Source organism: Microbacterium wangchenii (genome assembly GCF_004564355.1).
In the GTDB taxonomy this organism is placed as follows: Bacteria; Actinomycetota; Actinomycetes; order Actinomycetales; family Microbacteriaceae; genus Microbacterium; species Microbacterium wangchenii.
Map to the genome: position 1 here is coordinate 510,344 of NZ_CP038266.1, position 25,784 is coordinate 536,127.

A 25,784-nucleotide genomic window follows, 5' to 3' on the forward strand; every position below is an offset into this window, starting at 1 on the left:
GCGCGTGTTCATCGTCGTCGGCGTCACCGGAGGCATCGCCGCCTATAAGACCGTGCACCTGGTCCGGCTGCTGGTGACCGCCGGACACGAGGTCCACGTGATCCCGACCGAAGACGCGCTGCGCTTCGTCGGTCTCACGACGTGGGAGGCGATCAGCCGCCACCCCGTCACCACCAGTGTGCACGAGGATGTCGCCGAGGTGCGTCATGTCGCCCTCGGCCGCAGGGCCGACCTCGTCATCGTCGCCCCGGCCACCGCCCACACCCTCGCGTCGATGGCGGCGGGCCTGGCCGGCGACCTGCTCGGGACGACACTGCTGGCGACGTCCGCGCCGGTCGTGGTCGCCCCGGCGATGCACAGCGAGATGTGGGCGCATCCGGCCACGCGGGCGAACCTGGCGACGCTGCGTTCGCGCGGCGTGCACGTCGTCGGCCCCGACGACGGACCGCTCACCGGCGGCGATGCGGGGCCCGGCCGCATGAGCGAGCCGGAGACCATCGTGGCCGCCGCGCTCGCGGTGGTCCCGGCCCGTTCGGACCTGTCGGGCCTGGAGGTGGCCGTCTCCGCCGGCGGCACGCGCGAGCCGATCGACCCCGTGCGCTTCGTCGGCAACCGTTCGAGCGGCCGCCAGGGCGTCGCGCTGGCCCTCGCGGCCGCCGATCGCGGTGCCGACGTCACGCTCGTCGCGGCGCACGTGGAAGACGGCGTGCTGGCGGAGGTGTCGCGGCATCCGCGGGTGCGGATCCGGCGCGCCGGGACGGTGGACGAGCTGGCCGCGGCGATGGCCGAGGCCGCCGGCGTGGCCGACGTCGTCGTGATGGCCGCCGCCGTGTCGGACTACCGCGCCGCCGAGGTGAGCGAACGCAAGCTCAGCAAGGAGGACGCCGGCGGCGAGGAGGTGACGCTGCGCTTCGTGCGCACGCCCGACATCGTCGCGGGCCTGGCCGACCGGCGCCGCCCCGGCCAGACCGTGGTGGCCTTCGCCGCCGAGACGGAGGACGACGCCGACGCGCTGGTGGACCGCGCGCTGCGCAAGGCCGCGCGCAAGGGCGTCGACCTGCTCGTGGCCAATCGCGTCGGCTGGACCGCCGGCTTCGGCGCGTCCGAGAACGCCGTGGTCATCGTCTCGGGCGCCGGCGATGTGCTGGCCCGCGCGGAAGGGGCGAAGCGGGAGGTCGCCGACTCGGTGTGGGACGCCGTCCTCTCCGCTCGCCACCCCCGCTGATCAGTCGCTGCCGCGGATCCCCGCCGTGGCGGCGATGACCGGGCGCATCTTCTTCTCCAGCGCCTCGTAGAACATCGACAGCGGGAACTCGTCGTCCAGGACCGCGTCGGTGTACCCCTTCGGCGGACCGGCGAGCACCTCGTCGGGGAGCCCCCGAGCCCACTGCGAGGCCGGATGCGGCGTCAGCACGCCCCGCACGAGCTCGTACGCCGCCAGCCAGTGCGCCGTCTTCGGGCGGTCGATCGAACGCCAGTACAGCTCGTCGATCGCATCTCCCAGCGCGACGACGGCGGCGGGGACCTCCGCCCAGTCGAACGCGAGCGCGGTGTCGGTCCAGTGCAGCACGCCGCGCTGGTGCAGCCACGCGAACAGCAGCTGCCCGCCCACCGCGTCGTAGTTGCGCACGCGCGTGCCGGTGATGGCGAAGCGGAAGATCCGGTCGAAGATCACCGCGTACTGCACGAGCACGGCGTTTCCGAGCATCGCCTGCTCCGCCGCATCCAGCGGGTCGGCGCGCTCCTGCAGCCGGCGCTGGATCGCGACGCTCTCCCGGAAGGCGGTGAGGTCGCACCGCAGCTCCTCCAGCGAATAGAGGAAGTACGGCATGCGCTGCTTGATCATGAACGGATCGAACGGCAGGTCGCCGCGCATGTGCGTGCGGTCGTGCAGGATGTCCCACATCACGAACGCCTGCTCGGCGACGCCCTGGTCCGTGAGCATCCGCTCGGCGTCCGCGGGCAGCTCGAGCTTCGTGATCTCCGCCGCCGCCCGAACGACGCGGCGGTAGCGTGCGGCCTCGCGATCCTGGAAGATGCCGCCCCACGTGAAGGCCGGGATCTCCCGCATCGCGACGGTCTCGGGGAACAGCACCGCCGAGTTGGTGTCGTAGCCGGGCGTGAAATCCACCAGGCGCAGCGACACGAACAGCCGGTTGGCGTACTCCGTCTCCAGTCGGGCGATGAACTCGGGCCAGATGACCTCGACCAGCAGCGCCTCCACGTGCCGGTCGCGCGAGCCGTTCTGGGTGTACATCGGGAACACCACGAGATGGCGGATGCCGTCGACCCGATGACGCTGCGGCTGGAACGCCACGAGCGAGTCGAGGAAGTCGGGAACGCCGAACCCCTGCTCCTGCCACCGGGCGAAGTCGGCGACGCAGGCTTCGAGGTACTCCGCGTCGTGGGGGAAGGCGGGGGCGAGCTCACCGATCGCGCGGGTGATCTCGGCGACCAGGGATGCGGCGGCGTCGTGATCGGCGGCGTCCGGGACCGACCCGTCCTGGGCCTGCAGGCCCTGCAGCGCCGTCGCGGCGCGCTTGAGCGCGACCCAGGCGGCGGAGTCCTCGACGCCGGCGGCCCGGCCGTCCTCGACGACCTCGGGTTCGCCGATGATGGCCTTGTGCGCACGGGAGGTGGCGGCGGAAACGGGCATGGGAACCTCCGATCTTCGAGGTCGGGCCGGCGCGGGTGCGCGGCGTCGATCAGGTGCCGCCAGCCTACCTCCGGCCTGTCAAGCGTTTCCGGCCCACCGCCGCCGGCCGCTATCGTCTCGTCATGCCCGATGATCATTCCCCGGCGCGTCCCGACGGCCGGGGTCTCGTGCTCCTGGCCAACAGCAGCGCCGGACAGTCCGTGGCCCGGCTCGACCCGCTCCCGGGCATCCGCCGGCGCCTGCCCGCGGCGCGTGTCGTCGAGCTCGGCCCCGACGACACCCTCGACGACGCGGTGGCCGAGGCAATGGCCGGCGACGATCCGGCCGCCGTGCTGGGCGTGCTCGGCGGCGACGGATCGGTGTCGCGCATGGCGCACCTGGCCCGACGGCACGACGTGCCGTTGCTGGTGCTCCCGGGCGGCACGTTCAACCACTTCGCCCGCGCAGCGGGTCTCGACGACGTCGACACCGCTCTGGCGGCGTTCGTCGACGGGCGCATCCGCACGGTCGCGGTGGCGGAGGTGTCCGCCGACGACGGCGAGCCGGTCACCGTCTTGAACGCGGTGTCGCTCGGCGCCTATCCCCAGTTCCTCTCCGAGCGCACGCGCCGGGGGAACCTCGGAAAGTGGCTGGGCGGGGTGGTGGCCACGTGGCGTGCGCTGCGCGGTGCGCGTCCGCTGGGCATCGTGCACGACGGACGGCGCGCATCGGTGTGGTCGGTGTTCGTGAGCGTGGGGCGCAACGACCCCGACCGGCACGCCATGATGCAGCGCGCGCGACTGGCCGATCCCGTGCTGGATGTGCGTATCCACCACGCGCGCGGCTCCCGCGTGCGCGCGATGGCCTCACTCGCGTTCGGCCGCCGCACGATCGCGGTGCTCCGCGCGCTCCGTCTCATGCCGCCCTCGTCGGATCTCGAGCGGTTCGTCGAAGCGGAGTGGGACATCGACGTGCGCCCGGGCGACGCTCCCGCGGTGTACGTGCACGACGGCGAGCTCGAGGAGGCCGACCCCGCGGGATTCACCCTGCGCGTCCGCGCCGTGCCCGACGCGCTGCGCGTGTACGCCCCGTAGACCCGGTTCAGATCCAACCACTCTCCTCGGCGCGGCGTGCCGCATCGGCCACGGTCACCGATCCGAGTTTCTGCCGGCACGCCGTGAGGACGTTGCGGACGGTGCCGCGGGCGACGTGCAGCCGCAGCGAGATCGCCGCGACGTCCATGCCCCGGGCGGCGAGGCGGAGCACGTCCCGCTCGCGCTCGGTGAGGGGCGAGGGTGGCAGGCTCAGGGCGTCGGCGGCCAGAGCCGGGTCGACGTAGCGCTGGCCGCCGTGCACGCGCCGGATGACATCGGCCAGTGTGGCCGCGGACGCGCCCTTCACGACGAAACCGCGTGCGCCGGCGGCCAGGGCCGCCGGCAGGTGGACGGGGCGGCCGCGGCCGGTGAGGATGACGGTGCGGCACGCGGGCAGCGCACGGGCGAGCTCCGCCGCGACGCCCATGCCGTCCAGACGCGGCATGTCCAGGTCCACCACCGCGACGTCGGGGCGGTGACGGGTCGCCGACTCCACCGCATCCCGTCCATCGGCGGCGTGTGCGACGACGTCGAGGTCGTCCTCGAGGGCGAGGAGCTGGGCGAGGGCCACGCGGATGAGCTCCTCGTCGTCGGCCAGCAGCACGCGGATCACGCGCGCACCCCCACGCTGGCCCGCAGCTCGAACTCGTCGTTCCGGCGCTCCACCTCGAGGCGGCCGCCCGCTTCGCGCAACCGCTCGCGCATGCCGTCCAGGCCTCCGCTGGAGGCGTCGCCGGAGAGGTCGTGCCCGCGGAAGGCCACGCCGTCGTTGGTCACGAGGAGCCGCACGAGGGTGCCGTCGCTGGTGAGGGAGATGACGCAGTGGGTGGCGGTGCTGTGACGCAGGACATTGGTGACGGCTTCTCGCGCGATCGGCGCCAGCACGGCGTCCCGATGCCCGGCTGCGGCGGGGTCCACGTGGATGGTGCAGGCGATTCCGGAGGACTGCAGCACCTGGCCCAGGGCCCCGACCTCCGCGGCGAGGTCGACGCGACGCGAGTCCGCGACGGCGGCGCGCACCTCCGTCAGCGCGGAGGCGGCGAGCCGGCGGATCGCCGCCGCTTCGGCGCGCGCGTGCGGGGCGTCCGGCCCCCGCTCGATCACCTCGGCTTTCAGCGCGATGACGGAGAGGGTGTGGCCGAGCAGGTCGTGGACGTCGCGGGCGAACCGTAACCGCTCCTGGTCGACGGCGAGCGCGGCGACGGCTTCGCGTCCCGCGTGCGCGTCGGAGAGGAGATTCCACAGCCACACCGGACCGAGGTTCACGAAGGCGAGACCACCCCCGGCCAGGACGACGATGAGAAGGCTCTGCAGAGGGGATCCGCCCGTGACGGCGGCGACGACGAGGGCCACGGCGCACGCGGCCAGCGTCCCGGCGGCCGCGAGCACCGGCCGCAGGAGGAGGGGGAGGGTGCCGACGATCGCCGCGCCGATCCAGGCCCACGTCTGCCACGCCCCCGCGGCGACGGGGCCGACCAGCACCGTCGACAGTGCGGCCGCGACGCCGAACGCGACCTGCCAGGCCGGCCGCACGCGCGTGCGCGCCTGCGGCGTGACGCTGTCGTACAGGACGCCCGCCTGCGTGAGGGCGAAGCCGGCGATGCCCACCGCTCCCAGTGCTATCCACGCCGGCCGCGTCTCGCGGAGCAGTCCCACGCCCGGCATGAGGAGACTGCTGAGGACGGTGGTCGACAGCCACACCAGCGACAGCAGCCGCGCCCGGCGCACGCGTTCGGAGACCCGATCGGCGGGCGCCGTGAGGATCATGGTCGCCGATTGTAGACCCGCGTGGTTCCCGGTGAAGCCGTGCACGTTTCACGCCCCGTCGTGCACGGCTCACGGGTCCCCGGGCACCGGGTCGCCCGAGGCTGGGCGCATGAACACCACATCCACCCTCACGCCGCCCCGCTCGTCCCTCACGGGCCCGTCCGCGACCGCCTCCGCCGGCCGCTGGCTCCTCGCCGTCGGCGAGCTGATCCTCGTCTCGACCCTGTCCATGATGCTCGTGGATCAGGTCACGGGCGCGGTGATCGGCGCCTTCGGGCTCTTCCCCCTGATGGCCCACCCCGCCGGCATCGCCCTCGTCATGACCGTGGACGTGCTCGTGGGCACGGTGCTGTGGCTCGTCCACCGCGGCCGCTCGACACCGGCCGTCCTCGCGGTGGCGGGGGCGATCGCCCTCGGTTTCGCCGCTCCCCTCGTGCCGTTCGGGCTCGGGCTGTGGGACGCGGCATCCGCCGTCCTGGCCGGTCACGTGCTGGCCGCCGTGGCGCTCGTGGTCGTCGTCAGCAGCATGCCCGCGCATTTCGGCATCGCTGCCCGCCCCCTTCGCTCCGTCAGCCCCTCGACCGTGCGTCGCGGGGTGGAGCGCGTCGCGCGCCGGTGGCCGACGGTGCTGGCGCTCCTGCTCACGTTCGGCGAGTTCCTGCACCCGGGGGTCTCGCCTGCGTGGGTCCTCGTCCTGCTGGGCGCGGAGTACCTCGTGATCGGCGGAATCCGCCGTCAGTTCGGGGATCGCCGGATCCTCGCCCTCCACATCGCCGGCGCCCTGGCATACGCGGCACTGGCCGTCGCCGCCCTCAACGTCCCGCCCGTCGCAGCCGGCCTCCTCATCGGCGTGGGCTGGATCCTGCACGCCGGGTGGGATGTCGCGCTGCACCGCGCCGACATCGTCACGTGGCGCTGGTACGCGGAGGCGTGCATCGTCATCGACCTCGTGGTCGGGGTATCCGCGATCGTCGCGGTGCTCGCCCGCATCTGACCCCGCACCCGGGCGCCCGCAGACACACGACCGTCTGCGGGCGCTCGGCGCGGGCGGCGGATACATCCGCAGGCGGATGCCGAGGGCTGACGGCTCCGCGTAGCCTCGGAGACGATGTTCCGTCCCCTGCGCCGCTACCAGATCACCGTCGACGTCGTCGTGGCGGCGGTGTTCGGGCTGTTCGCGCTGCTGGTGGACGTATCGCTGCTGAGCATGGTCAGCAACGCGCAGCTGCTGGCCGGCGTCGGTGCTACGGCGCTGCTCACGCTGGCGCTGCTGTTCCGTCGCCTCTCGCCGGGGCTCGCCCTGGCCCTGGCGTGGCTGAGCGCGATCGTGCAGATGGTGGCCCTGCTCAGCCCGTCTCCCACCAACGTCGCGATCTTCGCCGTGCTCTACGCCACCGCCGCCTACGGCAGCCGCCTGGTGTACTGGCTGGGCTTCGCGTCGGCGTTCGCGGGCGCACTCACGATCGCGGTGTACGTGTACGCCGTCCTCCCCGGCTGGGCCAACCCCGACCTGCTCACGGTGGGCATCGCCGTGCTCATCGCCGCGACGTTCGCGCTGCTGCTCGCGTGGGTCACGGGAGCACTCGTGCGCACGGCCCTCGCGGCGCGCGAGGCGCGGCGGGCGCGCGTGGTCGCGGAGGCCGGCGCGGTCGCCGAGCAGGAGCGCGTGCGCATCGCGCGCGACATGCACGACGTCGTGGCCCATTCGCTCGCGGTCGTCATCGCCCAGGCCGACGGTGCCCGCTACGCCGCGGCATCCGACCCGGCCGCAGCCGCCACCGCGCTGGGCACGATCTCCACCACGGCCAGGGCTGCGCTCTCGGACGTGCGCCTCCTGCTCACGCAGTTGCGGCACAGCCAGGGCGAGGGTCCCCAGCCCACGCTCGCCGACGTGGAGGGGCTGTACGCGCAGGTGCGGGCATCCGGCGTCGACCTCACGGTCGACGTCGACCCGGCACCGCTGAGCGAACCGTCCGCCGCGGTGCAGCTGGCGGTGTACCGCATCCTGCAGGAGGCCCTCACCAACGCCCTGCGCCACGGGGCGAAGGGGCGGGTATCGGTGCACCTGGCGTGGCACCCCGATCACGTGGACCTGACCGTGCGCAATCCGCTGCCGCCCGTCCCCGCTCCGCCCCCGGCCGGCGGGCACGGGCTCATCGGCATGCGCGAACGCGCACAGCTGGCCGGTGGGATGCTGGAAGCCCGGCCCGACGGCGGCCATTTCGCCGTGACCGCACGGCTCCCGATCGAAGAGGCGGCATGACCGATCCCATCCGCGTCGTCCTGGTGGACGACCAGGCACTGTTCCGCGCCGGCATCCGCATGGTGGTGGACTCCCAGCCCGACCTCTCGGTCGTGGGCGAGGCCGGCGACGGCAAGGAGGCGCTCGCCGTCATCGCCCGGACGCAGCCGGATGTCGTGCTGATGGACATCCGCATGCCGGTGATGGACGGCCTGGCCGCCACCGCCGAGCTGCTGGCGCGTCCCGACCCGCCCCGCGTGGTCATGCTGACGACGTTCGACCTGGACGAGGCGGCCGCCCGCGCCATCCGGCAGGGGGCGAGCGGCTTCCTCCTCAAGGACGCCGACCCCGAATTCCTCCTCGCCGCCATCCGCACGGTGCACGCCGGCTCCGCCGTCATCGCCGCCGCGGCCACGCGCGAGCTGTTCGCCGCCGCCGGTCCCGAGACGAGGCCCGTGCCGGCGTCGTTCCAGACCCTCACCGACCGGGAGCGCGAGGTGTTCGCGCTCGCCGCGCGAGGGCTCAGCAACGCCGAGATCGCCGCGCGCGAATTCCTCTCCGAGGCCACCGTCAAGACGCACATCAGCCGCATCCTCACGAAGCTGGCGCTCCGCGACCGCGTGCAGCTGGTCGTGTTTGCGTACGACCACGGCCTCAACTGAGCGGACGTCATCCTCTGGATGTAGGCGGATGAGCCCGACGGCCGACGCGGCGGGGACCGCGCCGTTCATAGCCTCGAGGGCATGGAGATCACATCGACCGACCTGGGCCTGGCAGCCCGGGTGCAGCACCTCACCAAGACCTTCGGCGACGGGGAGAGCGCCGTCCGCGCCCTCGACGGCGTCTCGGTGGGAATCCGGCGCGGGCAGTTCACCGCGATCATGGGCCCCTCGGGTTCGGGCAAGTCGACCCTCATGCACGTCATGGCGGGCCTGGATGCCCCGACCTCCGGCCGCGCGTGGATCGGCGACACCGAGATCACCGGGCTCGGCGATCTGGAGCTGACGATCCTGCGCCGCCGGCGGGTCGGATTCGTCTTCCAGGCGTTCAACCTCGTGCCCACCCTCGACGCGATCGGCAACATCCTGCTGCCGTTCGACCTCGACGGCCGGCGCCCCACCGCGCTGGAGCGGGCCCGCATCGACGGCCTCATCGAGACCCTCGGATTGACGCCTCGCCTGCACCACCGCCCCCACGAGCTCTCCGGCGGGCAGCAGCAGCGCGTCGCGATCGCGCGGGCCCTGGCGACCGCACCCGACCTCGTCTTCGCCGACGAGCCCACCGGCAACCTCGACTCGCGCTCCGGGCGCGAGGTGCTCCAACTGCTCGCGGCCGCGAGCCGCACGCACGGTCAGTCGATCGCCATGGTCACGCACGACCCCGTCGCCGCCTCCTACGCCGACCGCGTCCTGTTCCTCGGCGACGGCCGGATCGTCGCCGACAAGCCGCCGCAGACCGCCGAGCAGATCTCCGCGCACATGCTCGCCGCCGACGCGGGCGTGCAGGCATGAGCGCGGTCACGGAGGAGCTGCGGATGCCCGCCCGGGGGCGCATCGCGTGGCTGCGCGAACGCGGCATGGGTGCCAGCATCCTCGTCGCCGCCCTCTCCAGCGCGTTCGGGGTCGTCCTCCTGGCCACCACGACGTTCCTCGGCGCGGTGCTGCGCGCCGACCCGTATCTCGCCGGGAGCGGGACGCTCGAGGTCGTGGTCCTCATCCTCGCCGTTCTCCTCCTCGGCGTCGCGGTGTACGTCGCGGCGATCGTGACGGCCAACACGTTCGCCACCGTCGTGGCCGGGCGGACGCGCCGCATCGCCCTGCTGCGCCTCATCGGCGCCTCGGCGCGCTCGCAGCGGGCGGAGATCGCGCGGCAGGGGCTCGGGGTCGGCGCTCTCGGTGCGTTCGCGGGCCTGCTCGTGGGCACCGTGCTGTCGCTCGCGGGCGCCGCGCTCGCCGTCGACCTGCTGGGGCTCCCCGGCGAGGTGGACGACGGCATCATCCAGCCGGCGCTGGTGGCGCCGGCGGTGGCCGTCACGCTCACGACGTGGGCGGCGGCGTGGGCCGGGTCGCGCCGCGTGCTGACGGTCACGCCCCTGCAGGCGCTGGGCGGCGCGGTCGAGGCCTCGCACGAGGCCGTCGCGCAGCGGACGGGCCGCAACCGCACGGCGCTCGCGCTGCTGCTGACCGGTGCCGCGCTCCTCGTGCTCGGCATCCTCGCCGGGCTCGTCTCCCCGCTGGGCGTGGTCCTGGCGTTCTTCGGCGGCATCCTGTCCTTCACGGGACTCGCGCTGGGTGCGACGCTCGTGATGCCCCCCGTGCTGCGGCTGGTGGGCCGCGCGTTCGGGCGGTCGGCGACCGCCCGGCTCGCCGCCGAGAACGCCCTCCGCTACCCCGAGCGCTCTTCGCGCATGGCCATCGGCGTCGTCATGGGCGTGACGCTCGTGGTGATGTTCGCCGTCGCGCTGGAGTCGGTCAAGACCATGATCCGCATCTCCGGCGGCGGGACACTGGAGCCGGAGTTCGAAGCCCTCATCGACACGTTCTCGGCGGTCATGATGGTCCTCGTGGGCGTCAGTGCCGTCATCGCCGCGGTGGGCCTGGTGAACCTCCTCACGATCGGCGTCGTCCAGCGCCGGCGCGAACTGGGTCTGCTGCGCGCGCTGGGCGTCTCCAGCGGTCAGGTGCGCGGGATGGTGCTGCGGGAGGCCGCGCACATCACCGTCGCGGCGCTGGCGACGGGTCTCGTGCTGGGGATCCTGTACGGCTGGGCCGGTGCGCAGTCGCTCCTCGGCTCGATCGCGATGCCGCCGGCGTGGTCATCGCCCACGTTCGTGTGGCCGTCGATCCCGCTCGTGCCGATGCTCGTGGTCGTCGGCGCCACCGCGCTGCTCACGATCGTGGCCGCGGTCGTGCCCACGCGGCTCGCCACGCGCGTCACCCCCGTGCAGGCGCTCGCGGAGTAGCCCGGCCTCAGCGCGCCATCCGCACCTCGTGCAGGACCTCGCCCCACCGGGCGTCCTGGCGCAGCGCACCGTCGAAGGCGAAGCCGTGCTTGGCGTAGAAGGCCTGCGCGCGCGGATTGTCCTCGAGCACCCACAGCGTCGCGGGGCGGTCGCCGAGAGCCGCCTCCAGCAGGGCCGATCCGGTGCCCGAGCCGTAGTGCGCGGCGCGCAGATAGATCGCGTACAGCTCGAGATCCTCCAGCCGGCGGTCGGGGTCGCGGCACGGCCCCGACGTGGAGAACCCGATGATCTCGTCATCCAGCACTGCCACCCACGACCGCCCCGTCGGCTCGCCCGGCGCGTGGCGGCCCCCGAGGATCTCGCCCCACCGCTCGGTGTAGCGGGCGACGTCCATGCGGTCCAGGAGCGACGCGGGAATGCGGCCGGTGTACGCCTCGCGCCAGGACTGCACGTGCACGCGCGCGACGCCGCCCTCGTCGCCGGGGCGTGCCGGGCGGACGATCGCCGCCGTCATCCGCCCTCCCCGGGTGGGTCGGCGAGCGTCTCGGGGTCGTGCGCCCACGTGGGGGCCAGCGCGCGGATGCGGGCGGCGCGCCACTGCCACGCCGACCACAGCACGGGCCACAGCAGCGGGGCGGTCGGACCGCCGATCACGAGGCGGTCGCGCCACAGGGTGCGGGCCGGGTCGCCCGGTGCGGGGGAGACCGCCATCTGGTGATCCCACACGTCCAGGCTCGACAGCGGGCCCGTCAACGGGATGCCGCTGTCGCGGAACACCCGCACGGGGCCGTGCGCATCGGAGGTCGTGCGCTCGCTCACGGAGATCAGCTGGCGGCCCATCGGCACCGCGCCGGCGAGGGAGAGCTGCACGGGCAGGTCGCTGCCGGCCTCCCACGCGGTGGGGGGCGTCGCGAGGGGCTGCATGGCCAGGAGGGGTCCGTACAGCTCGGCGACCGCCCGCGGCGAGTGCAGCGCGCGCCAGGCCGCATCGGCGTCGCAGTCGATCACGAGCTTCAGCAGGATGCGCATGCCTCATCCTTGCTCGGGCGCGGCCGTTTCGCGAGCGCGCCGCCGCCTTGGCGTGCGGCGCGGGTCACCGGGGGGTCTGAGCGGCCAGCTTGGTCGCGGGGGTGATCTCCCGGCGCGACCACGTGAAGGCGTTGCGCGGATCGAACTGCGGGGCGCACTTGGCGCACGAGGTCGGACGCGTCGCGCGGCGATGCCGGTAGGCCACGTGCCCCGCCGGGCACACCCCCACCCACGGCGCCAGTTCGGTCGCCGTCTCGCCCGAGTGGGTCGTGCCGCCGGTGTAGCCGAGGTCGCGGGCCACGCGCTTCCACTGCGGTCCGTGGCCGGCGGCCGGGCCGGCGACGGCGTGCGCCACCTCGTGCAGCAGGGTCTGGTGGTTCGTGTCGTCGTCGTAGCGGGCGGCGAGGTAGCGCGACACGCTGATGCGCCGCCGCGTGTAGTCGCACAGGCCCGCGCGCCGCTTGGCGTTGTCGAAGCCGAACGACCACGTCGCATCCAGGTGGAGGGAGATCAGTGCCTCCGCCCACGTGCGCACCCGCTGCAGATCCGACATGACCGACGAGCGTAGAGCAGGCCGCCGACAGTCAGCTGGCGACCGAGGTGCGCGAGCGACGGCGGTCGGCCGCGTCGATGGCCAGCAGCGTGGATTCGAGCTGCTCGTCGGCCGCGCCGGCGTCCTGACGCAGGAACAGGGCGCGCTTGAAGTCGGTGCGCGCCTCGTCGTAGTCGCCGGCGTCGTACGACACCTTGCCGCGGTGCTGGAGTGCGAATGCGGCGATGCCCGACCACTCGGCGCCCTCGGCCTCTTCGGCGCACGTGGTGAGCTCCTGCATCGCCGCCGGCAGCGCTCCGCGGGCCTGGAGGACGGTCGCGTGCAGGATGCGGGCGCGCAGGAGATCCTTGCGCGTACCGGCCATGCGGGCCACGCGCACCGACTGCTCGGAGATGACCAGGGCCTCGTCCAGACGCCCCAGCACCTTCAGCAGCCATACGCGCTCGAGCAGAGCCGGGAGGCTCCGCTGCGGGCCGATCTCATCCAGACGCTCCTGGCACTCGCGCAGGTCGACGATCTCACGGAGCGTGTCCGGGTCGTATCCGCGGATGTAGCTCATCGTCGTCTCCCTTCGCGACTTACGTCGTGCGCGCCTCCCGGCGCGCTGGATCCAGTCTGTGCCAGCGCGCCGCCGGGCGGCGGAAGGCACGCCGGGGTCAGCGCTCGAACAGCGACGACGTGGGCTTGGGGGAGGGGGTCGCGTCGGCGTCGGTGGCGGGCCGGGCGGCACGGGCGAACTCGTCGAGCTCGGCCCCGTGGGCCACCTTCGCCGGGTGGGGGCCCGCCGCCATCAGGCGCGGCAGCCACTCCACCGGCAGGGGGGCGGGGGATGCCGCGATCACGAGGTTGCCGAAACGCCGGCCCTTGAGCACCTGCACCTCGGCGAGCACCGCCACATCCGGGAGCACGGCCCGCACCGTCGCCACCTGGCGGCGGGCGTACGCGAGTCCCGCCCCGTCGGCGACGTTGACCAGCAGCACGCCGTCGGGGGAGAGGAGGCGCGCCGCCTCGCGGTAGAACTCCGTCGTGGTGAGGTGCGCCGGCGTCTGCGCCCCCGCGAACACGTCGCTCACGAGCAGGTCGACCGCGCCCACCATGCCCTGCGGCAGGCGCGCGAGGCCGGCGCGCGCGTCTCCGATGCGCACGCGGATCGACGCTCCCCGCGGCAGCGGCAGCGTCGAGCGCACGAGCTCGACGAGAGGCTGCTCGAGCTCGATCACCTGCTGCCGCGACCCTGGGCGCGTCGCCTCGACGTAGCGCGCGAGGGTCAGCGCGCCGGCGCCCAGGTGCACGGCGGTCAGCGGCTGCCCGGGCAGCCGCAGCCGGTCGATGACCGCGCCCATGCGGGCGACGTACTCGAAGTGCAGGTGCGTGGGGTCGTCGAGGTCGACGTGCGACTGCGGCGTCCCGTCGACGACGAGCTCGTAGCCGGTCGTGTACGGGGAGGGCACCACGCGGGCGATCGTCCCGTCCGACAGGCGCGCCGAAGCGATCTCGGCTGGTTCGACGCGGGCACGGGCCATCCCCCCACGCTAGCCGGGGCCACGCGGCGGGGCGTCGTGGTCGAAACAAGATCGATACACACCGGCCATGGGTCGAAGGGCCCTGGACGGGTACGGTCGGTAGATCGGCACAACCGAGCCTGCGGGGCACGCAGACGTACCTCGCGATCGGTCCGCCATTCCCCACATGGAAGGTGCACACCACATGGCACACACGATGAGACGACGCCTGCTCACCGGCGCGGCTGCGGTCGCGATCGGGGCGCTCGCCCTCTCCGCCTGCTCCAGTCAGCGTGACGGCGGCGGCGGGGAAGAGACCGCCTCCGGCGATGTCGATTCCACGTTCGTCTTCGGCGCATCCGGAGACCCCTCGAGCCTGGACCCCGCGTTCGCGAGCGACGGCGAGTCGTTCCGCATCTCCCGCCAGATCTTCGAAGGCCTCGTCGGCGTCGAGCCGGGCACGGCCGACCCCGCGCCGCTGCTGGCCGAGAGCTGGGAGCAGTCCGAGGACGGACTGTCCTACACCTTCCAGCTCAAGGAGGGCGTGACCTTCCACGACGGCACGGAGTTCACCGCGGATGCGGTGTGCTTCAACTTCGACCGCCAGAACAACTTCACCGGGATCGCGCAGAGCGAGAGCCTCTCGTACTACTGGGGCAAGATCATGCGCGGCTACGCCGACACCGGCACCTCCATCTACGACAGCTGCGAGGTCGTCGGCGACACCGAGGTCACGGTCAACCTGTCGCAGCCGTTCGCCGGCTTCATCGCGGCCCTCTCGCTGCCGGCGTTCGCGATGCAGAGCCCGGCTGCGCTGGAGGAGTACAACGCCGACGACGTCGGGGGCACCTCCGAGGCGCCCACGCTCAGCGAGTACGCCACGGCGCATCCCACCGGCACCGGCCCCTTCATGTTCGACTCGTGGGAGCCGGGCTCGGAGACCACCGTCACGGCATACGAGGACTACTGGGGCGAGCAGGGCCAGGTCGAAGAGGTCATCTTCCGCGTGATCGGCGACACCACCGCCCGCCGCCAGGCACTGGAGTCGGGATCGATCGACGGCTACGACCTCGTCGCCCCCGCAGACCTCGGCGCGCTGGAGGACGCCGGCTTCACGCTGGTCAACCGCGATCCGTTCAACGTCCTGTACCTCGGCATGAACTCCGCCGACCCCGCGCTGTCGGACATCCGCGTCCGCCAGGCGATCGCCCACGCCATCGACAAGGAGCAGCTGGTCAGCCAGGTGCTGCCGGAGGGCACCGAGATCGCCGAGCAGTTCATGCCCGACAGCGTGATCGGCTTCAACGACGACGTCACGACGTACGAGTACGACCCCGAAGCGGCCGAGACGCTGCTGGCCGAGGCCGGGTTCAGCGAGGCGAGCCCGCTGACGCTGACCTTCAACTACCCGGTCAACATCTCCCGCCCGTACATGCCCAACCCGGAGCAGATCTTCACGAACCTGCAGTCGCAGCTGGAGGCGGTGGGCATCGTGCTCAACCCCGTCTCCAACGAGTGGGCCGAGTACCTCGACCTCATCCAGGGCGGCTCGGACCACGGCATCCACCTCCTCGGGTGGACGGGCGACTACAACGACCCCGACAACTTCGTGGGCACCTTCTTCGGTGCGCCCTCGAGCGAGTGGGGCTTCGACAACCCGGAGCTGTTCGCCGCCCTCACGGAGGCGCGCGGACTGGCGAGCGTGGACGAGCAGGAGCCGGCCTACCAGGACGTCAACGAGCAGATCGCGCAGTTCCTGCCCGGCGTGCCGCTGGCAAGCCCGGTGCCCACCCTCGCGTTCGCCGAGCGTGTCGTGTCGTACCCCGCCAGCCCCGTGCAGGACGAGGTCTACAACATGATCGAACTGTCCGAGTGACGTAGCGGACGCAGCGACCCGGGCCTCTTCGCGGCGCCCGGGTCGCTGCATCCGTGCCCTCCCCGACTCCGGAGTCCCCGTGCTACGCACCATCGGCAGGCGTCTGCTCCTGCTCATCCCCACCCTCTTCGGGTTGTCCGTCCTGCTGTTCCTGTGGGTCCGCGCGCTTCCCGGCGGCCCGGCCGTCGCGCTCCTGGGTGAGCGCGCGACACCGGAGGCCGTCGAGCGCATCAACGAGCTGTACGGCTTCAACGAGCCGCTGTACGTGCAGTACTTCACGTGGCTCGGGCGCCTCCTCACCGGCGACTTCGGTTCGTCCATCCAGACCGGCCGGCCCGTGCTGGAGGAGTTCTTCCGCCGTTTCCCGGCGACCCTGGAGCTCTCCATCGCGGCGCTCATCATCGCCGTGGGCATCGGCATCCCGCTGGGATACTGGGCCGCCCGCAAGCACGGCAAGGCGTGGGATCACATCGCCGTCGTGCTGAGCCTCGTCGGCATCACGATCCCGGTGTTCTTCCTCGCCTTCATCCTCAAGTACGTCTTCGCGGTGCAGCTGGGCTGGCTCCCCTCCGACGGGCGGCAGAACCCGCGCATCGACGCGACGCACTACACGAACCTGTACGTCCTGGACGGCCTGATCACGGGCGAGTTCGACGCGGCGTGGGATGCGCTCCTGCACCTCGTGCTGCCGGCGCTCGCGCTGGGGACGATCCCGCTCGCGATCATCGTCCGCATCACGCGCGCCTCGGTGCTGGACGTGCAGAACGCCGACTACGTGCGCACCGGCCGGGCCAAGGGCATCGGCCAGTCGACGCTGCGCAACCGCTTCATCCTGCGCAACGCCATGCTGCCGGTGGTCACCACCGTGGGCCTGCAGGCCGGGCTCCTCATCTCCGGGGCGGTGCTCACCGAGACGGTGTTCGCCTTCCCCGGCATCGGGCAGTTCCTCGCGCGCGCCATCTTCACGCGCGACTTCCCGGTGCTCCAGGGATTCATCATCTTCATCGCGATCCTGTACGCCCTCATCAACCTGCTCGTGGATGTGTCGTACAGCGTGATCGATCCGAGAGTGAGAGTGCAGTGAGCTCCAGCATCCTGCCCCCGGCCCCCAGCGGCGGGCCGGTCGACGACAACGCGATCGTCGACACCGCCCTCCTCGGGGCGAAGACCCGCGGCGGCTTCTGGCGCGACGTGTTCCGGCGCCTGCGGCGCAACCCGACCGCGTGGATCGGCGCCGTCATCGTCGCGCTGTTCCTCCTCGTCGCGCTGCTGGCACCCCTGCTCGCGCCGTATCCGGCCGAGTCCCTCCCCGGCCAGCGCTACATCACGCCCACCGACATCCCGGGCCCCGGCGAGCTCCCGCAGTTCCCGCTGGGCCTGGACCGCTTCGGCGGCGACGTGCTGTCCAAGCTCATCTGGGGCGCGCAGGCGTCGCTGCAGATCGGCATCATCTCCACGGCGTTCGGCCTGCTCGGCGGGATGCTGCTGGGCCTGATCGCGGGGACCTTCGGCGGGTGGGTCGACAACCTCGTCATGCGCTTCGTCGACATCCTCCTGTCGGTGCCGAACCTGCTGCTGGCGGTGTCGATCGCGGCGATCCTGGGGCAGAGCCAGCTCGCGATCATGATCGCGATCGGAGCATCCCAGGTGCCGGTGTTCGCGCGCCTGCTGCGCGCGTCGATGCTGCAGCAGCGCGGCGCCGACTACGTGCTGTCGGCGCAGACGCTCGGCCTCTCGCGCCGGTCGATCACGATGAGCCACGTGCTGCCCAACAGCCTCGGGCCCGTCATCGTGCAGGGGACGCTCACCCTCGCGACGGCCGTCATCGACGCCGCCGCGCTGTCGTTCCTGGGCCTGGGCGGCGGGCTGCCGCAGACGGCCGAGTGGGGCCGCATGCTCACCTACGCCCAGTCCGAGCTCGCGATCGCCCCGTGGCTGGCGTTCCTCCCCGGCATCTGCATCGCCGTGACGGCCCTGGGCTTCACGCTCCTGGGCGAATCCCTCCGCGAAGCGATGGACCCCCGCACCCGCGCCCGCTGACCCCCGGCGCCCCGGCCCGACCGGCCCGACCCGCCCCGGCCCCATCCGCGAGACCGCACGCCACCGGCGAGACCTCGACATTATGTCGCTGTCTCGCCGGTGGGCTGCAGTCTCGCGAATCCGGGTAGGGCCGGGCGCCGGGGGGAGCGACGGACGGTGCAGGGTCAGCCGGTGAGGCCGAGCTCGTTCCCGGGGATGGAGGCGAGCAGGCGCCGCGTGTAGGGGTCACGGGGGTTGGTGAAGATCTCCTCGCTGGATGCGGCCTCCACGAGCCGGCCGTCCTTCATGACGCACACGTAGTCGCTGATGAGGCGGACGACGGCGAGGTCATGCGAGATGAAGAGGTAGCTCAGGCCGTATTCGCGCTGCAGGTCGCCCAGGAGCGTGAGGATCTGGTCCTGCACGAGCACGTCCAGCGCCGACACCGGCTCGTCGCACACGACCACCTCGGGGGAGAGGGCGAGGGCCCGCGCGATCGCGACGCGCTGGCGCTGCCCGCCGGACAGCTCAGACGGGTACCGGCGCAGCATCGACTGCGGCAGCGCGACGTCGTCCATGAGCTTGCGCACGCGCGCCGATCGCTCCTTCGAGGAACCGCGCTTGTAGAAGGTCAGCGGCTCCTCGATGATCCGCTCGATCGTGAACATGGGGTTCAGGCTCGAGTAGGGGTCCTGGAAGATCGGCTGCACCTTCTGCCGGAAGTCCTTCAGCGCCGCGCCCTTGAGGGTCGTGACGTCCTGCCCCTCGTAGCGGATGCTGCCGCTGGTGGGTTCGATGACCTTCAGCAGCATCCGGGCCGTCGTGGTCTTCCCCGATCCCGACTCGCCCACGATCGCGACGGTCTCCCCGCGCGGGATCGACAGGGACACGTCGTCGACGGCGCGGAAGTCCTCCCCGCGCCCGCGGGTCGGGTACACCTTCGTGAGGTTCTCGATGACGACGACGTCGTCGCGTGCCGCGGCCGGCTCGCCCGCGACCTCGAGGGTGCGGGCGCGGAAGGCCTCGGGGCGCAGCCGGACGGCGGCCACCGACGGCGCCGCCGCGACGAGGGACTTCGTGTACGGATGCTGCGGAGCCTCCAGGATCTGCCGCGCCGGCCCCTGCTCGACCACGCGCCCGCGGTGCATCACGATGACGCGGGCGGCCCGCTCCGCGGCGAGCCCCAGGTCGTGCGTGATGAGCAGCACGGATGTGCCCAGCTCCGTGGTCATTCGGTCGATCTGGTCCAGGATCGTCCGCTGCACCGTGACGTCCAGGGCGCTCGTGGGTTCGTCGGCGATGAGCAGACGCGGCTTGCACGCCATCCCGATCGCGATGAGCGCCCGCTGGCGCATCCCGCCGGAGAACTCGTGCGGATACTGCTTGGCGCGGGCGGCGGCATCCGGGAGGCCGGCCGCCTCGAGCGTCTCGACGACCCTGTCCTGCACGTCCGAGCGCGTCGCCATGCCGTGGGCGAGGAGGGTCTCGGCCACCTGCGTGCCGACCTTGGCGACGGGGTTGAGGTTGGACATGGGGTCCTGCGGCACGAGGCCGATGTCGCGCCCGCGCACCTCCCGCATGCGCGCCTCGCCGAAACCCGTGAGGTCTTCGCCGTCGAGCAGGATGCTGCCGCGGGCCACCGATCCGCCGGAAGCGAGCAGCCCGATGATCGCCATCGCGGTGGTGGATTTGCCCGAGCCGGATTCGCCGACGATCGCCACGGTCTCGCCGGCGGCGATGTCGAAGTCGACGCCGTCGACGGCGCGCACGGGTCCGTCGATCGTGGCGAAGTCGACGGCGAGGTCGCGGACGGACAACAGCGGCGCGGCGGGAGTCATCCGTCCATCCTGCCCGCCGCACGGTGTCGCCGCACCCCCGCATGCACATCGTCACGCACCCGTGACCGCTGCCGGCGCCGGCCGCGCCGGTAGCGTGGTCGCCATGCGCACGATCGACCTCAACGCCGACCTGGGCGAGACGGTCGCGGGCGTGCCGACGGCCGACGACGAGGCGATGTTCGCCGTCGTCTCCAGCGCGAGCGTCGCATGCGGCGGACATGCCGGGGATGCCGCATCCATGCGCGCCGCGGTCGCCCGCGCCGCCCGGTTCGGTGTCGCGGTGGGGGCCCATCCCTCCTATCCGGACCCGGATGACTTCGGCCGCACGCCGCGGTCCCCCGAGCCGGCGCAGCTGCGCGCCGAGGTCGCGGCGCAGCTGGCGGCGCTGGCGGAGGCGGGCGCGGAGCTGCGCTACGTCAAGCCGCACGGCGCGCTGTACCACGCCGTCACCGTCGACCCCGGGCAGGCCCGCGCGGTCGCGGCCGCGGTGGCAGACCTGGCGGCGCGCGTAGGGCGCGCGGTGCCGCTACTGGGCCTGGGCGGCGAGATCGCGCGAGCCGCGGCGGCGGCCGGACTGCCGTTCGTGCGGGAGGCGTTCCTGGACCGCGCCTACACCGCCGACGGCGGGCTCGTGTCCCGCGCCGTGGCCGGGGCCGTGCTGCACGATCCGGCCGCCGTGGCGGAACGGGCCGTGCGCCTCGTGCGGGAGCGGGTGGTGGCGGCGGTGGACGGCGCACTGGTCGCCACCGATGCCGCGTCCCTGTGCCTGCACGGCGACACCCCCGCCGCGGTGGCGATGGCCCGCGCGGTGCGGACGGCGCTGGAGGCGGAGGGCGTCGCGGTGCGCGCGCCATGGTGAGCACGGCATGGTGAGCACGGCATGGTGAGCGCCCTGCTGCGGCCGATGGGGGAGCGGGCGGTGCTGGCCGAGGTCGAGTCGCTCGCCGACGTGCTGGCGCTGTCGGCGGCGCTGCACGCATCCCGCCCCCGCGGGGTCGTCGACGTCGTGCCGGCGGCCCGGACGGTGCTCGTGACGTTCGACCCGGGCGTGGTTCCGGGTTCCGTCGTGCGCGCGTGGATCCGCTCGGCGGGCGCGGATGCGGCGGCGGCGGCCAGGCCCGCCGGCCCGGTCGTGGAGGTGCCGATCCGCTACGACGGACCCGACCTGGCGGAGACCGCCGATTTGCTCGGCATGAGCGCGGCCGAACTCGTCGCGCGACACCGCGGCGCGCAGTGGTCGGTCGCATTCTCCGGGTTCGCCCCCGGGTTCGGGTACCTCGTGAGCCCGCAGTGGGCCTTCGACGTGCCCCGGCTGGCGTCCCCCCGCACGCGCGTTCCGGCCGGCGCGGTGGGCCTGGCGGGGGCATTCTCGGGCGCGTACCCGCGCGAGACGCCCGGCGGGTGGCGCCTCATCGGCACGACGGACGCGCCCCTGTTCGACGCATCCGCCGACGTGCCCGTCCTGCTGCCCCCCGGTGCGCGCGTGCGCTTCGTCCCCGCCAGCCCCGTCCGGGGTGAGACACCACTTTCCGTCCGAGACACCGGGCGACGCCGGGTGTCTCAGTCGGAAAGTGGTGTCTCGGCGGAGGGTGGGCTGCGCGTCGTCGAGCCCGGCCTGCTCGCCACCGTGCAGGACCTGGGCCGGCCAGGGCACGCGGCGCTGGGGATCGCCGGCTCCGGCGCGCTGGACCGGGCGGCGCTGCGCCGCGCGAACCGCCTCGTCGGCAACGCCGAGGGCGCGGCCGGGGTCGAGATCACGATGGGCGGCTTCCGCGCCGTGGCCGGGCGGGACGGATGGATGGCGGTGGCCGGCGCGACCGGACCGATCACGATCGGCGGGCACTCCGTCGACCCGCACACCGCCGTGCCGTGGCCGGCCGGCGCCGAGCTGCACGTCGGTCCGTTCGCCTCCGGCGCGCGGGCCTACCTCGCGGTGCGCGGCGGCATCGACGTGGCCCCGGTGGCCGGCTCCCGCGCCACCGACGTCCTGGCCGGGATCGGCCCCGCGCCGCTCCGCGCGGGCGACATGCTCGCCATCGGGCCCGCGCCGGCCGCACCGGTCCCCGCCGCCGACCTCGCGCCCTGGGGTGCCGCCGCCGACGAGCGGATCGAGGTCGAGCTCGCGCCGGGCCCGCGGACAGACTGGTTCGCCGCATCCGCCTCCCGCGCCCTCTTCGAGGAGGAGTGGACGGTCTCCGCCGCCGCCGACCGGGTGGGCATGCGCCTGGACGGAACGGAGCTCGAACGCGTCCGCGGGGGAGAGCTGCCCAGCGAGGGGATGATCCCCGGCGCCCTGCAGGTGCCGCCGTCCGGGCGCCCCACGATCCTCCTGGCCGACGGCCCGGTCACCGGCGGCTACCCCGTCATCGCCGTGGCGACCGAGGCGGCGCTGAACGCTCTCGCCCAAGCGCGCCCCGGCACGCGCGTGCGCTTCCGCCACGCCCGCCCGCTGCCCTGACGCGCCCGCGCCGTGCGAGGCGGAATACCGGCCAGGTCGCTCGCGGTTATACCGCACGTGACGGAACGCGTCAAGAATGCCGCTGGACACGGCGCGTCATCCGTCGTATAGTTGCTGTTTGCGCTCCCCTTTCCCCTGCCCTCATATGGTGGTCGGCTGTTCCTGCGCGTCCCCGCTCTCGCGGTGTGCGACGCGTCAGGTTTCGGGGCCGGGAGCACTCCACCCTGACGACAAGGAAATCACGAGCCCTCACCGGGCTCTGCGGAGGTTATTCCCTTGGCTGCTGCGCGCAACGCATCCAACCCCACCACCACCCCTAAGAACGGCCGCGGAGCATCCCGGCTTTCGTTCGCGAAAATCTCCGACACGCTGACGGTCCCCGACCTTCTCGCGTTGCAGACCGAGTCCTTCGATTGGCTCGTCGGCAACGAGGCGTGGAAGGCACGCGTCGCCGAGGCCAAGGCCGCCGGTCGCACGGATGTGCCGGAGATCAGCGGTCTCGAGGAGATCTTCGAGGAGATCTCTCCGATCGAGGACCTCAGCGAGACGATGCAGCTGTCGTTCACGAACCCGTACCTGGAGCCGGAGAAGTACTCGATCGAGGAGTGCAAGGAGCGCGGCAAGACCTACGCCGCCCCGCTGTACGTCGAGGCCGAGTTCATGAACCACCAGACCGGTGAGATCAAGACCCAGACGGTCTTCATGGGCGACTTCCCGCTGCAGACGGGCAAGGGCACCTTCATCATCAACGGCACCGAGCGTGTCGTGGTCTCGCAGCTCGTCCGCTCGCCGGGCGTGTACTTCGACAAGACCCCCGACAAGACCTCCGACAAGGACATCGTGTCGGCCCGCATCATCCCCAGCCGCGGTGCGTGGCTGGAGTTCGAGATCGACAAGCGCGACCAGGTCGGTGTGCGCATCGATCGCAAGCGCAAGCAGTCGGTCACCGTCTTCCTCAAGGCCCTGGGCCTCACGAGCGAAGACATCCTCGCGGAGTTCTCCGGGTTCGATTCGATCGAAGACACCCTGAGCAAGGACACGATCCTCACCAAGGAGGACGCGCTCCGCGACATCTACCGCAAGCTCCGTCCGGGCGAGCAGGTCGCCGCCGAGGCCGCCCGCGCGCTGCTGGACAACTTCTACTTCAACTCCAAGCGCTACGACCTGGCCAAGGTGGGTCGTTACAAGATCAACCAGAAGCTGGGCCTCGACCTGCCGCTGAGCGACTCGGTGCTGACGGTCGACGACATCGTCGCGACCATCAAGTACCTCGTCCGCCTGCACCGCGGCGACGAGACCTTCCCGGGTCTGCGCGGCGGCAAGCCGGCCGACATCCGCCTGGACACCGACGACATCGACAACTTCGGCAACCGCCGCATCCGCGCGGTGGGCGAGCTCATCCAGAACCAGGTCCGCACGGGCCTGTCCCGGATGGAGCGCGTCGTGCGCGAGCGCATGACGACGCAGGACATCGAGGCGATCACGCCGCAGACCCTGATCAACGTGCGCCCCGTCGTCGCCGCGATCAAGGAGTTCTTCGGAACCAGCCAGCTGTCGCAGTTCATGGACCAGAACAACCCGCTCGCGGGCCTGACCCACAAGCGCCGCCTGTCGGCGCTGGGCCCGGGTGGTCTGTCGCGTGAGCGTGCCGGCGTCGAGGTCCGTGACGTGCACCCCTCGCACTACGGCCGCATGTGCCCGATCGAGACCCCGGAAGGCCCGAACATCGGCCTGATCGGCTCGCTCGCGTCCTTCGCGCGCATCAACGCGTTCGGTTTCATCGAGACCCCGTACCGCAAGGTCGTCGACGGCCGGGTCACCGACCAGATCGACTACCTGACGGCGAGCGAAGAGGCCGACTTCATCGTCGCCCAGGCCAACGCGCCGCTCAAGGCCGACGGTCACTTCCAGGAGGACCGCGTCCTCGCCCGCAAGATCGGCGGCGAGGTCGACCTCATCCCCGCCGACGAGATCGGCTACATGGACGTCTCGCCGCGCCAGATGGTGTCGGTGGCGACCTCGCTCATCCCGTTCCTCGAGCACGACGACGCCAACCGCGCCCTCATGGGTGCGAACATGCAGCGTCAGGCCGTTCCGCTGGTGCGCAGCGACTCGCCGCTGGTGGGTACCGGTATGGAGGGCTACGCCGCGGTGGACGCGGGCGATGTCATCACCGCCGAGAAGCCCGGTGTCGTGATGGAGGTCTCGGCCGACGTCGTGACGGTGCAGCTGGACGAGGGCGGCACGCAGGACTACTTCCTGCGCAAGTTCGACCGCTCCAACCAGGGCACGTCCTACAACCAGCGCGTGGTCGTCTCGGCCGGTGAGCGCGTGGAGGCCGGCGAGGTCATCGCCGACGGCCCCGCGACGCAGAACGGCGAGCTGGCCCTGGGCAAGAACCTCCTCGTGGCGTTCATGACGTGGGAGGGTCACAACTTCGAAGACGCGATCATCCTCAGCCAGGAGCTCGTCAAGAACGACACCCTCTCCTCGATCCACATCGAGGAGTACGAGGTCGACGCCCGCGACACCAAGCTCGGCAAGGAGGAGATCACCCGTGACCTCCCCAACGTCAGCCCCGACCTGCTGAAGGACCTCGACGAGCGCGGCATCGTCCGCATCGGCGCCGAGGTCCGCCCCGGCGACATCCTCGTCGGCAAGGTCACGCCCAAGGGCGAGACCGAGCTTTCCGCCGAGGAGCGCCTGCTGCGCGCGATCTTCAACGAGAAGAGCCGCGAGGTCCGCGACACGTCGCTGAAGGTGCCCCACGGTGAGCAGGGCACGATCATCGCGGTCAAGGAGTTCAACGCCGAGGACGGCGACGACGAGCTCGGCTCGGGCGTCAACCGCCGCGTCGTGGTCTACATCGCCCAGAAGCGCAAGATCACCGAGGGTGACAAGCTCGCCGGACGCCACGGCAACAAGGGCGTCATCGCGAAGATCCTGCCCGTGGAGGACATGCCCTTCCTCGCCGACGGCACCCCCGTCGACGTCGTGCTCAACCCGCTGGGCATCCCCGGCCGCATGAACTTCGGCCAGGTGCTGGAGCTTCACCTCGGCTGGATCGCGCAGCAGGGCTGGAAGGTCGAGGGCACCCCGGAGTGGGCTGTGCGCCTGCCCGAGCAGGCCTTCGAGGCCGCGCCGGGCACGAAGGTCGCCACCCCGGTGTTCGACGGTGCGAGCGAGGACGAGATCGCGGGTCTGCTGGACTCGACCCTCCCCACGCGCGACGGAGAGCGCCTCATCGGCTCCTCGGGCAAGACGCTGCTGTTCGACGGACGCTCGGGAGACCCCTTCCCGGCACCGGTCTCGGTCGGCTACATGTACATCCTGAAGCTGCACCACCTCGTCGACGACAAGATCCACGCCCGCTCGACCGGTCCGTACTCGATGATCACCCAGCAGCCGCTCGGTGGTAAGGCGCAGTTCGGCGGTCAGCGCTTCGGTGAGATGGAGGTGTGGGCACTCGAGGCATACGGTGCCGCCTACGCGCTCCAGGAGCTCCTCACGATCAAGTCCGACGACATCCTCGGCCGCGTCAAGGTGTACGAGGCGATCGTCAAGGGCGAGAACATCCAGGAGCCCGGGATCCCCGAGTCGTTCAAGGTCCTCATGAAGGAGATGCAGTCGCTCTGCCTGAACGTCGAGGTCCTCTCGGCCGACGGCACCGCGGTCAACCTCCGCGACACGGATGACGACGCCTTCCGCGCGGCGGAAGAGCTCGGCATCAACATCTCCAGCCGCTTCGAGTCCTCGTCCATCGACGAGATCTGACCCGGCCAGGCAAACAGCAGAATTCCGACACAGGA

Annotated in this window: 22 protein-coding genes; 13 read left to right on the forward strand and 9 right to left on the reverse strand. The window is 72.2% G+C overall.

The annotated features are described in order from the left end of the window. Positions 1–4 precede the first annotated feature (4 nt). Positions 5–1,225: a bifunctional phosphopantothenoylcysteine decarboxylase/phosphopantothenate--cysteine ligase CoaBC gene (gene coaBC, locus E4K62_RS02475; RefSeq protein ID WP_135063241.1), complete on the forward strand. Its 1,221-nt coding sequence runs from the start codon at positions 5–7 to the stop codon at positions 1,223–1,225. Here the strand turns inward: coaBC and E4K62_RS02480 are convergent, their stop codons facing one another. Further along, entirely contained in the window at positions 1,226–2,656 is a 1,431-nt protein-coding gene (locus E4K62_RS02480; protein WP_135063243.1) for a DUF6421 family protein, read from the reverse strand. It lies immediately after the preceding gene. A 122-nt stretch (positions 2,657–2,778) separates the two neighbouring features. Between E4K62_RS02480 and E4K62_RS02485 the strand changes: the two genes are divergently transcribed. Beyond that, the gene (locus E4K62_RS02485) at positions 2,779–3,729 is read left to right on the forward strand and encodes a diacylglycerol/lipid kinase family protein (RefSeq protein WP_135063245.1); all 951 of its coding nucleotides are present in this window, start codon (positions 2,779–2,781) and stop codon (positions 3,727–3,729) included. Positions 3,730–3,736: 7 nt separating this feature from the next. Here the strand turns inward: E4K62_RS02485 and E4K62_RS02490 are convergent, their stop codons facing one another. Continuing rightward, positions 3,737–4,342, reverse strand: a complete 606-nt coding sequence (locus E4K62_RS02490; protein ID WP_135063247.1) for a response regulator transcription factor — start codon at positions 4,340–4,342, stop codon at positions 3,737–3,739. Further along, positions 4,339–5,496, reverse strand: coding sequence for a sensor histidine kinase (locus tag E4K62_RS02495; RefSeq protein ID WP_135063249.1), 1,158 nt, complete (start codon positions 5,494–5,496; stop codon positions 4,339–4,341). Before E4K62_RS02495 ends, E4K62_RS02490 begins: the two co-directional genes overlap by 4 nt. Before the next feature lie 109 nt (positions 5,497–5,605). Here E4K62_RS02495 and E4K62_RS02500 point away from each other — a divergent pair, with 109 nt between their 5' ends. From E4K62_RS02500 to E4K62_RS02520, 5 genes are all read left to right on the forward strand, one after another. Next, positions 5,606–6,490, forward strand: a complete 885-nt coding sequence (locus E4K62_RS02500) for a hypothetical protein (RefSeq protein WP_135063251.1) — start codon at positions 5,606–5,608, stop codon at positions 6,488–6,490. A gap of 114 nt (positions 6,491–6,604) precedes the next feature. Beyond that, positions 6,605–7,759, forward strand: coding sequence for a sensor histidine kinase (locus E4K62_RS02505; protein ID WP_135063253.1), 1,155 nt, complete (start codon positions 6,605–6,607; stop codon positions 7,757–7,759). Continuing rightward, positions 7,756–8,400: a response regulator gene (locus E4K62_RS02510; protein WP_135063255.1), complete on the forward strand. Its 645-nt coding sequence runs from the start codon at positions 7,756–7,758 to the stop codon at positions 8,398–8,400. The genes E4K62_RS02505 and E4K62_RS02510 overlap by 4 nt, the downstream gene beginning before the upstream one ends. Before the next feature lie 81 nt (positions 8,401–8,481). Further along, complete coding sequence (locus tag E4K62_RS02515; RefSeq protein WP_135063257.1) at positions 8,482–9,249, forward strand: ABC transporter ATP-binding protein; 768 nt, start codon at positions 8,482–8,484, stop codon at positions 9,247–9,249. Then, positions 9,246–10,700 carry an ABC transporter permease gene (locus tag E4K62_RS02520; protein ID WP_240742792.1) on the forward strand — a complete coding sequence of 485 codons (1,455 nt, stop codon included), beginning with the start codon at positions 9,246–9,248 and terminating at the stop codon, positions 10,698–10,700. Before E4K62_RS02515 ends, E4K62_RS02520 begins: the two co-directional genes overlap by 4 nt. A 7-nt stretch (positions 10,701–10,707) precedes the next feature. On the opposite strand, the gene E4K62_RS02525 is transcribed toward E4K62_RS02520, so the two are convergent. From E4K62_RS02525 to E4K62_RS02545, 5 genes are all read right to left on the reverse strand, one after another. Beyond that, positions 10,708–11,214 (reverse strand): GNAT family N-acetyltransferase, encoded by a 507-nt coding sequence (locus tag E4K62_RS02525; RefSeq protein WP_135063259.1) that lies wholly within the window; start codon positions 11,212–11,214, stop codon positions 10,708–10,710. Then, positions 11,211–11,729, reverse strand: coding sequence for a hypothetical protein (locus tag E4K62_RS02530; protein ID WP_135063261.1), 519 nt, complete (start codon positions 11,727–11,729; stop codon positions 11,211–11,213). Before E4K62_RS02530 ends, E4K62_RS02525 begins: the two co-directional genes overlap by 4 nt. A gap of 64 nt (positions 11,730–11,793) precedes the next feature. Continuing rightward, positions 11,794–12,282 carry a SprT-like domain-containing protein gene (locus E4K62_RS02535; RefSeq protein ID WP_135063263.1) on the reverse strand — a complete coding sequence of 163 codons (489 nt, stop codon included), beginning with the start codon at positions 12,280–12,282 and terminating at the stop codon, positions 11,794–11,796. Between the two features lie 31 nt (positions 12,283–12,313). Continuing rightward, entirely contained in the window at positions 12,314–12,841 is a 528-nt protein-coding gene (locus E4K62_RS02540; protein WP_135063265.1) for a tetratricopeptide repeat protein, read from the reverse strand. A gap of 97 nt (positions 12,842–12,938) precedes the next feature. Beyond that, a complete protein-coding gene (locus E4K62_RS02545) occupies positions 12,939–13,805 on the reverse strand; it encodes a spermidine synthase (protein ID WP_135063267.1) in 867 nt (288 codons plus the stop codon). A 184-nt stretch (positions 13,806–13,989) separates the two neighbouring features. Here E4K62_RS02545 and E4K62_RS02550 point away from each other — a divergent pair, with 184 nt between their 5' ends. The 3 genes from E4K62_RS02550 to E4K62_RS02560 all read left to right on the forward strand — a co-directional run bounded on the left by E4K62_RS02550 (position 13,990) and on the right by E4K62_RS02560 (position 17,700). Then, a complete protein-coding gene (locus E4K62_RS02550) occupies positions 13,990–15,660 on the forward strand; it encodes an ABC transporter substrate-binding protein (protein ID WP_135063269.1) in 1,671 nt (556 codons plus the stop codon). Positions 15,661–15,739: 79 nt separating this feature from the next. Next, positions 15,740–16,744, forward strand: a complete 1,005-nt coding sequence (locus E4K62_RS02555) for an ABC transporter permease (protein WP_135063271.1) — start codon at positions 15,740–15,742, stop codon at positions 16,742–16,744. Next, a complete protein-coding gene (locus tag E4K62_RS02560; RefSeq protein ID WP_135063273.1) occupies positions 16,741–17,700 on the forward strand; it encodes an ABC transporter permease in 960 nt (319 codons plus the stop codon). The genes E4K62_RS02555 and E4K62_RS02560 overlap by 4 nt, the downstream gene beginning before the upstream one ends. A gap of 164 nt (positions 17,701–17,864) precedes the next feature. Here the strand turns inward: E4K62_RS02560 and E4K62_RS02565 are convergent, their stop codons facing one another. Beyond that, complete coding sequence (locus E4K62_RS02565; protein WP_135063275.1) at positions 17,865–19,517, reverse strand: ABC transporter ATP-binding protein; 1,653 nt, start codon at positions 19,515–19,517, stop codon at positions 17,865–17,867. A 103-nt stretch (positions 19,518–19,620) separates the two neighbouring features. On the opposite strand from E4K62_RS02565, the gene pxpA reads away from it, so the two are divergent. From pxpA to rpoB, 3 genes are all read left to right on the forward strand, one after another. After that, on the forward strand, positions 19,621–20,376 hold the full coding sequence (gene pxpA / locus E4K62_RS02570) for a 5-oxoprolinase subunit PxpA (RefSeq protein WP_135063277.1): 756 nt from the start codon (positions 19,621–19,623) through the stop codon (positions 20,374–20,376). A gap of 21 nt (positions 20,377–20,397) precedes the next feature. Then, a complete protein-coding gene (locus E4K62_RS02575; RefSeq protein ID WP_135063279.1) occupies positions 20,398–21,975 on the forward strand; it encodes a 5-oxoprolinase subunit B/C family protein in 1,578 nt (525 codons plus the stop codon). Between the two features lie 276 nt (positions 21,976–22,251). After that, complete coding sequence (rpoB, locus tag E4K62_RS02580; RefSeq protein ID WP_135063281.1) at positions 22,252–25,749, forward strand: DNA-directed RNA polymerase subunit beta; 3,498 nt, start codon at positions 22,252–22,254, stop codon at positions 25,747–25,749. Positions 25,750–25,784: the final 35 nt, after the last annotated feature.

Excerpts from the sequence above, each read along its gene's own strand:
- E4K62_RS02545 (WP_135063267.1), bottom strand. The coding sequence starts at position 13,805 with ATGGCCCGTGCCCGCGTCGAACCAGCCGAGATCGCTTCGGCGCGCCTG.
- pxpA (WP_135063277.1), top strand. The coding sequence starts at position 19,621 with ATGCGCACGATCGACCTCAACGCCGACCTGGGCGAGACGGTCGCGGGC.
- E4K62_RS02480 (WP_135063243.1), bottom strand. The coding sequence starts at position 2,656 with ATGCCCGTTTCCGCCGCCACCTCCCGTGCGCACAAGGCCATCATCGGC.
- E4K62_RS02540 (WP_135063265.1), bottom strand. The coding sequence starts at position 12,841 with ATGAGCTACATCCGCGGATACGACCCGGACACGCTCCGTGAGATCGTC.
- E4K62_RS02500 (WP_135063251.1), top strand. The coding sequence starts at position 5,606 with ATGAACACCACATCCACCCTCACGCCGCCCCGCTCGTCCCTCACGGGC.
- E4K62_RS02575 (WP_135063279.1), top strand. The coding sequence starts at position 20,398 with ATGGTGAGCGCCCTGCTGCGGCCGATGGGGGAGCGGGCGGTGCTGGCC.
- E4K62_RS02505 (WP_135063253.1), top strand. The coding sequence starts at position 6,605 with ATGTTCCGTCCCCTGCGCCGCTACCAGATCACCGTCGACGTCGTCGTG.
- E4K62_RS02525 (WP_135063259.1), bottom strand. The coding sequence starts at position 11,214 with ATGACGGCGGCGATCGTCCGCCCGGCACGCCCCGGCGACGAGGGCGGC.
- E4K62_RS02510 (WP_135063255.1), top strand. The coding sequence starts at position 7,756 with ATGACCGATCCCATCCGCGTCGTCCTGGTGGACGACCAGGCACTGTTC.
- E4K62_RS02520 (WP_240742792.1), top strand. The coding sequence starts at position 9,246 with ATGAGCGCGGTCACGGAGGAGCTGCGGATGCCCGCCCGGGGGCGCATC.
- E4K62_RS02550 (WP_135063269.1), top strand. The coding sequence starts at position 13,990 with ATGGCACACACGATGAGACGACGCCTGCTCACCGGCGCGGCTGCGGTC.
- E4K62_RS02495 (WP_135063249.1), bottom strand. The coding sequence starts at position 5,496 with ATGATCCTCACGGCGCCCGCCGATCGGGTCTCCGAACGCGTGCGCCGG.
- E4K62_RS02535 (WP_135063263.1), bottom strand. The coding sequence starts at position 12,282 with ATGTCGGATCTGCAGCGGGTGCGCACGTGGGCGGAGGCACTGATCTCC.
- E4K62_RS02530 (WP_135063261.1), bottom strand. The coding sequence starts at position 11,729 with ATGCGCATCCTGCTGAAGCTCGTGATCGACTGCGACGCCGATGCGGCC.
- E4K62_RS02485 (WP_135063245.1), top strand. The coding sequence starts at position 2,779 with ATGCCCGATGATCATTCCCCGGCGCGTCCCGACGGCCGGGGTCTCGTG.
- E4K62_RS02515 (WP_135063257.1), top strand. The coding sequence starts at position 8,482 with ATGGAGATCACATCGACCGACCTGGGCCTGGCAGCCCGGGTGCAGCAC.
- E4K62_RS02565 (WP_135063275.1), bottom strand. The coding sequence starts at position 19,517 with ATGACTCCCGCCGCGCCGCTGTTGTCCGTCCGCGACCTCGCCGTCGAC.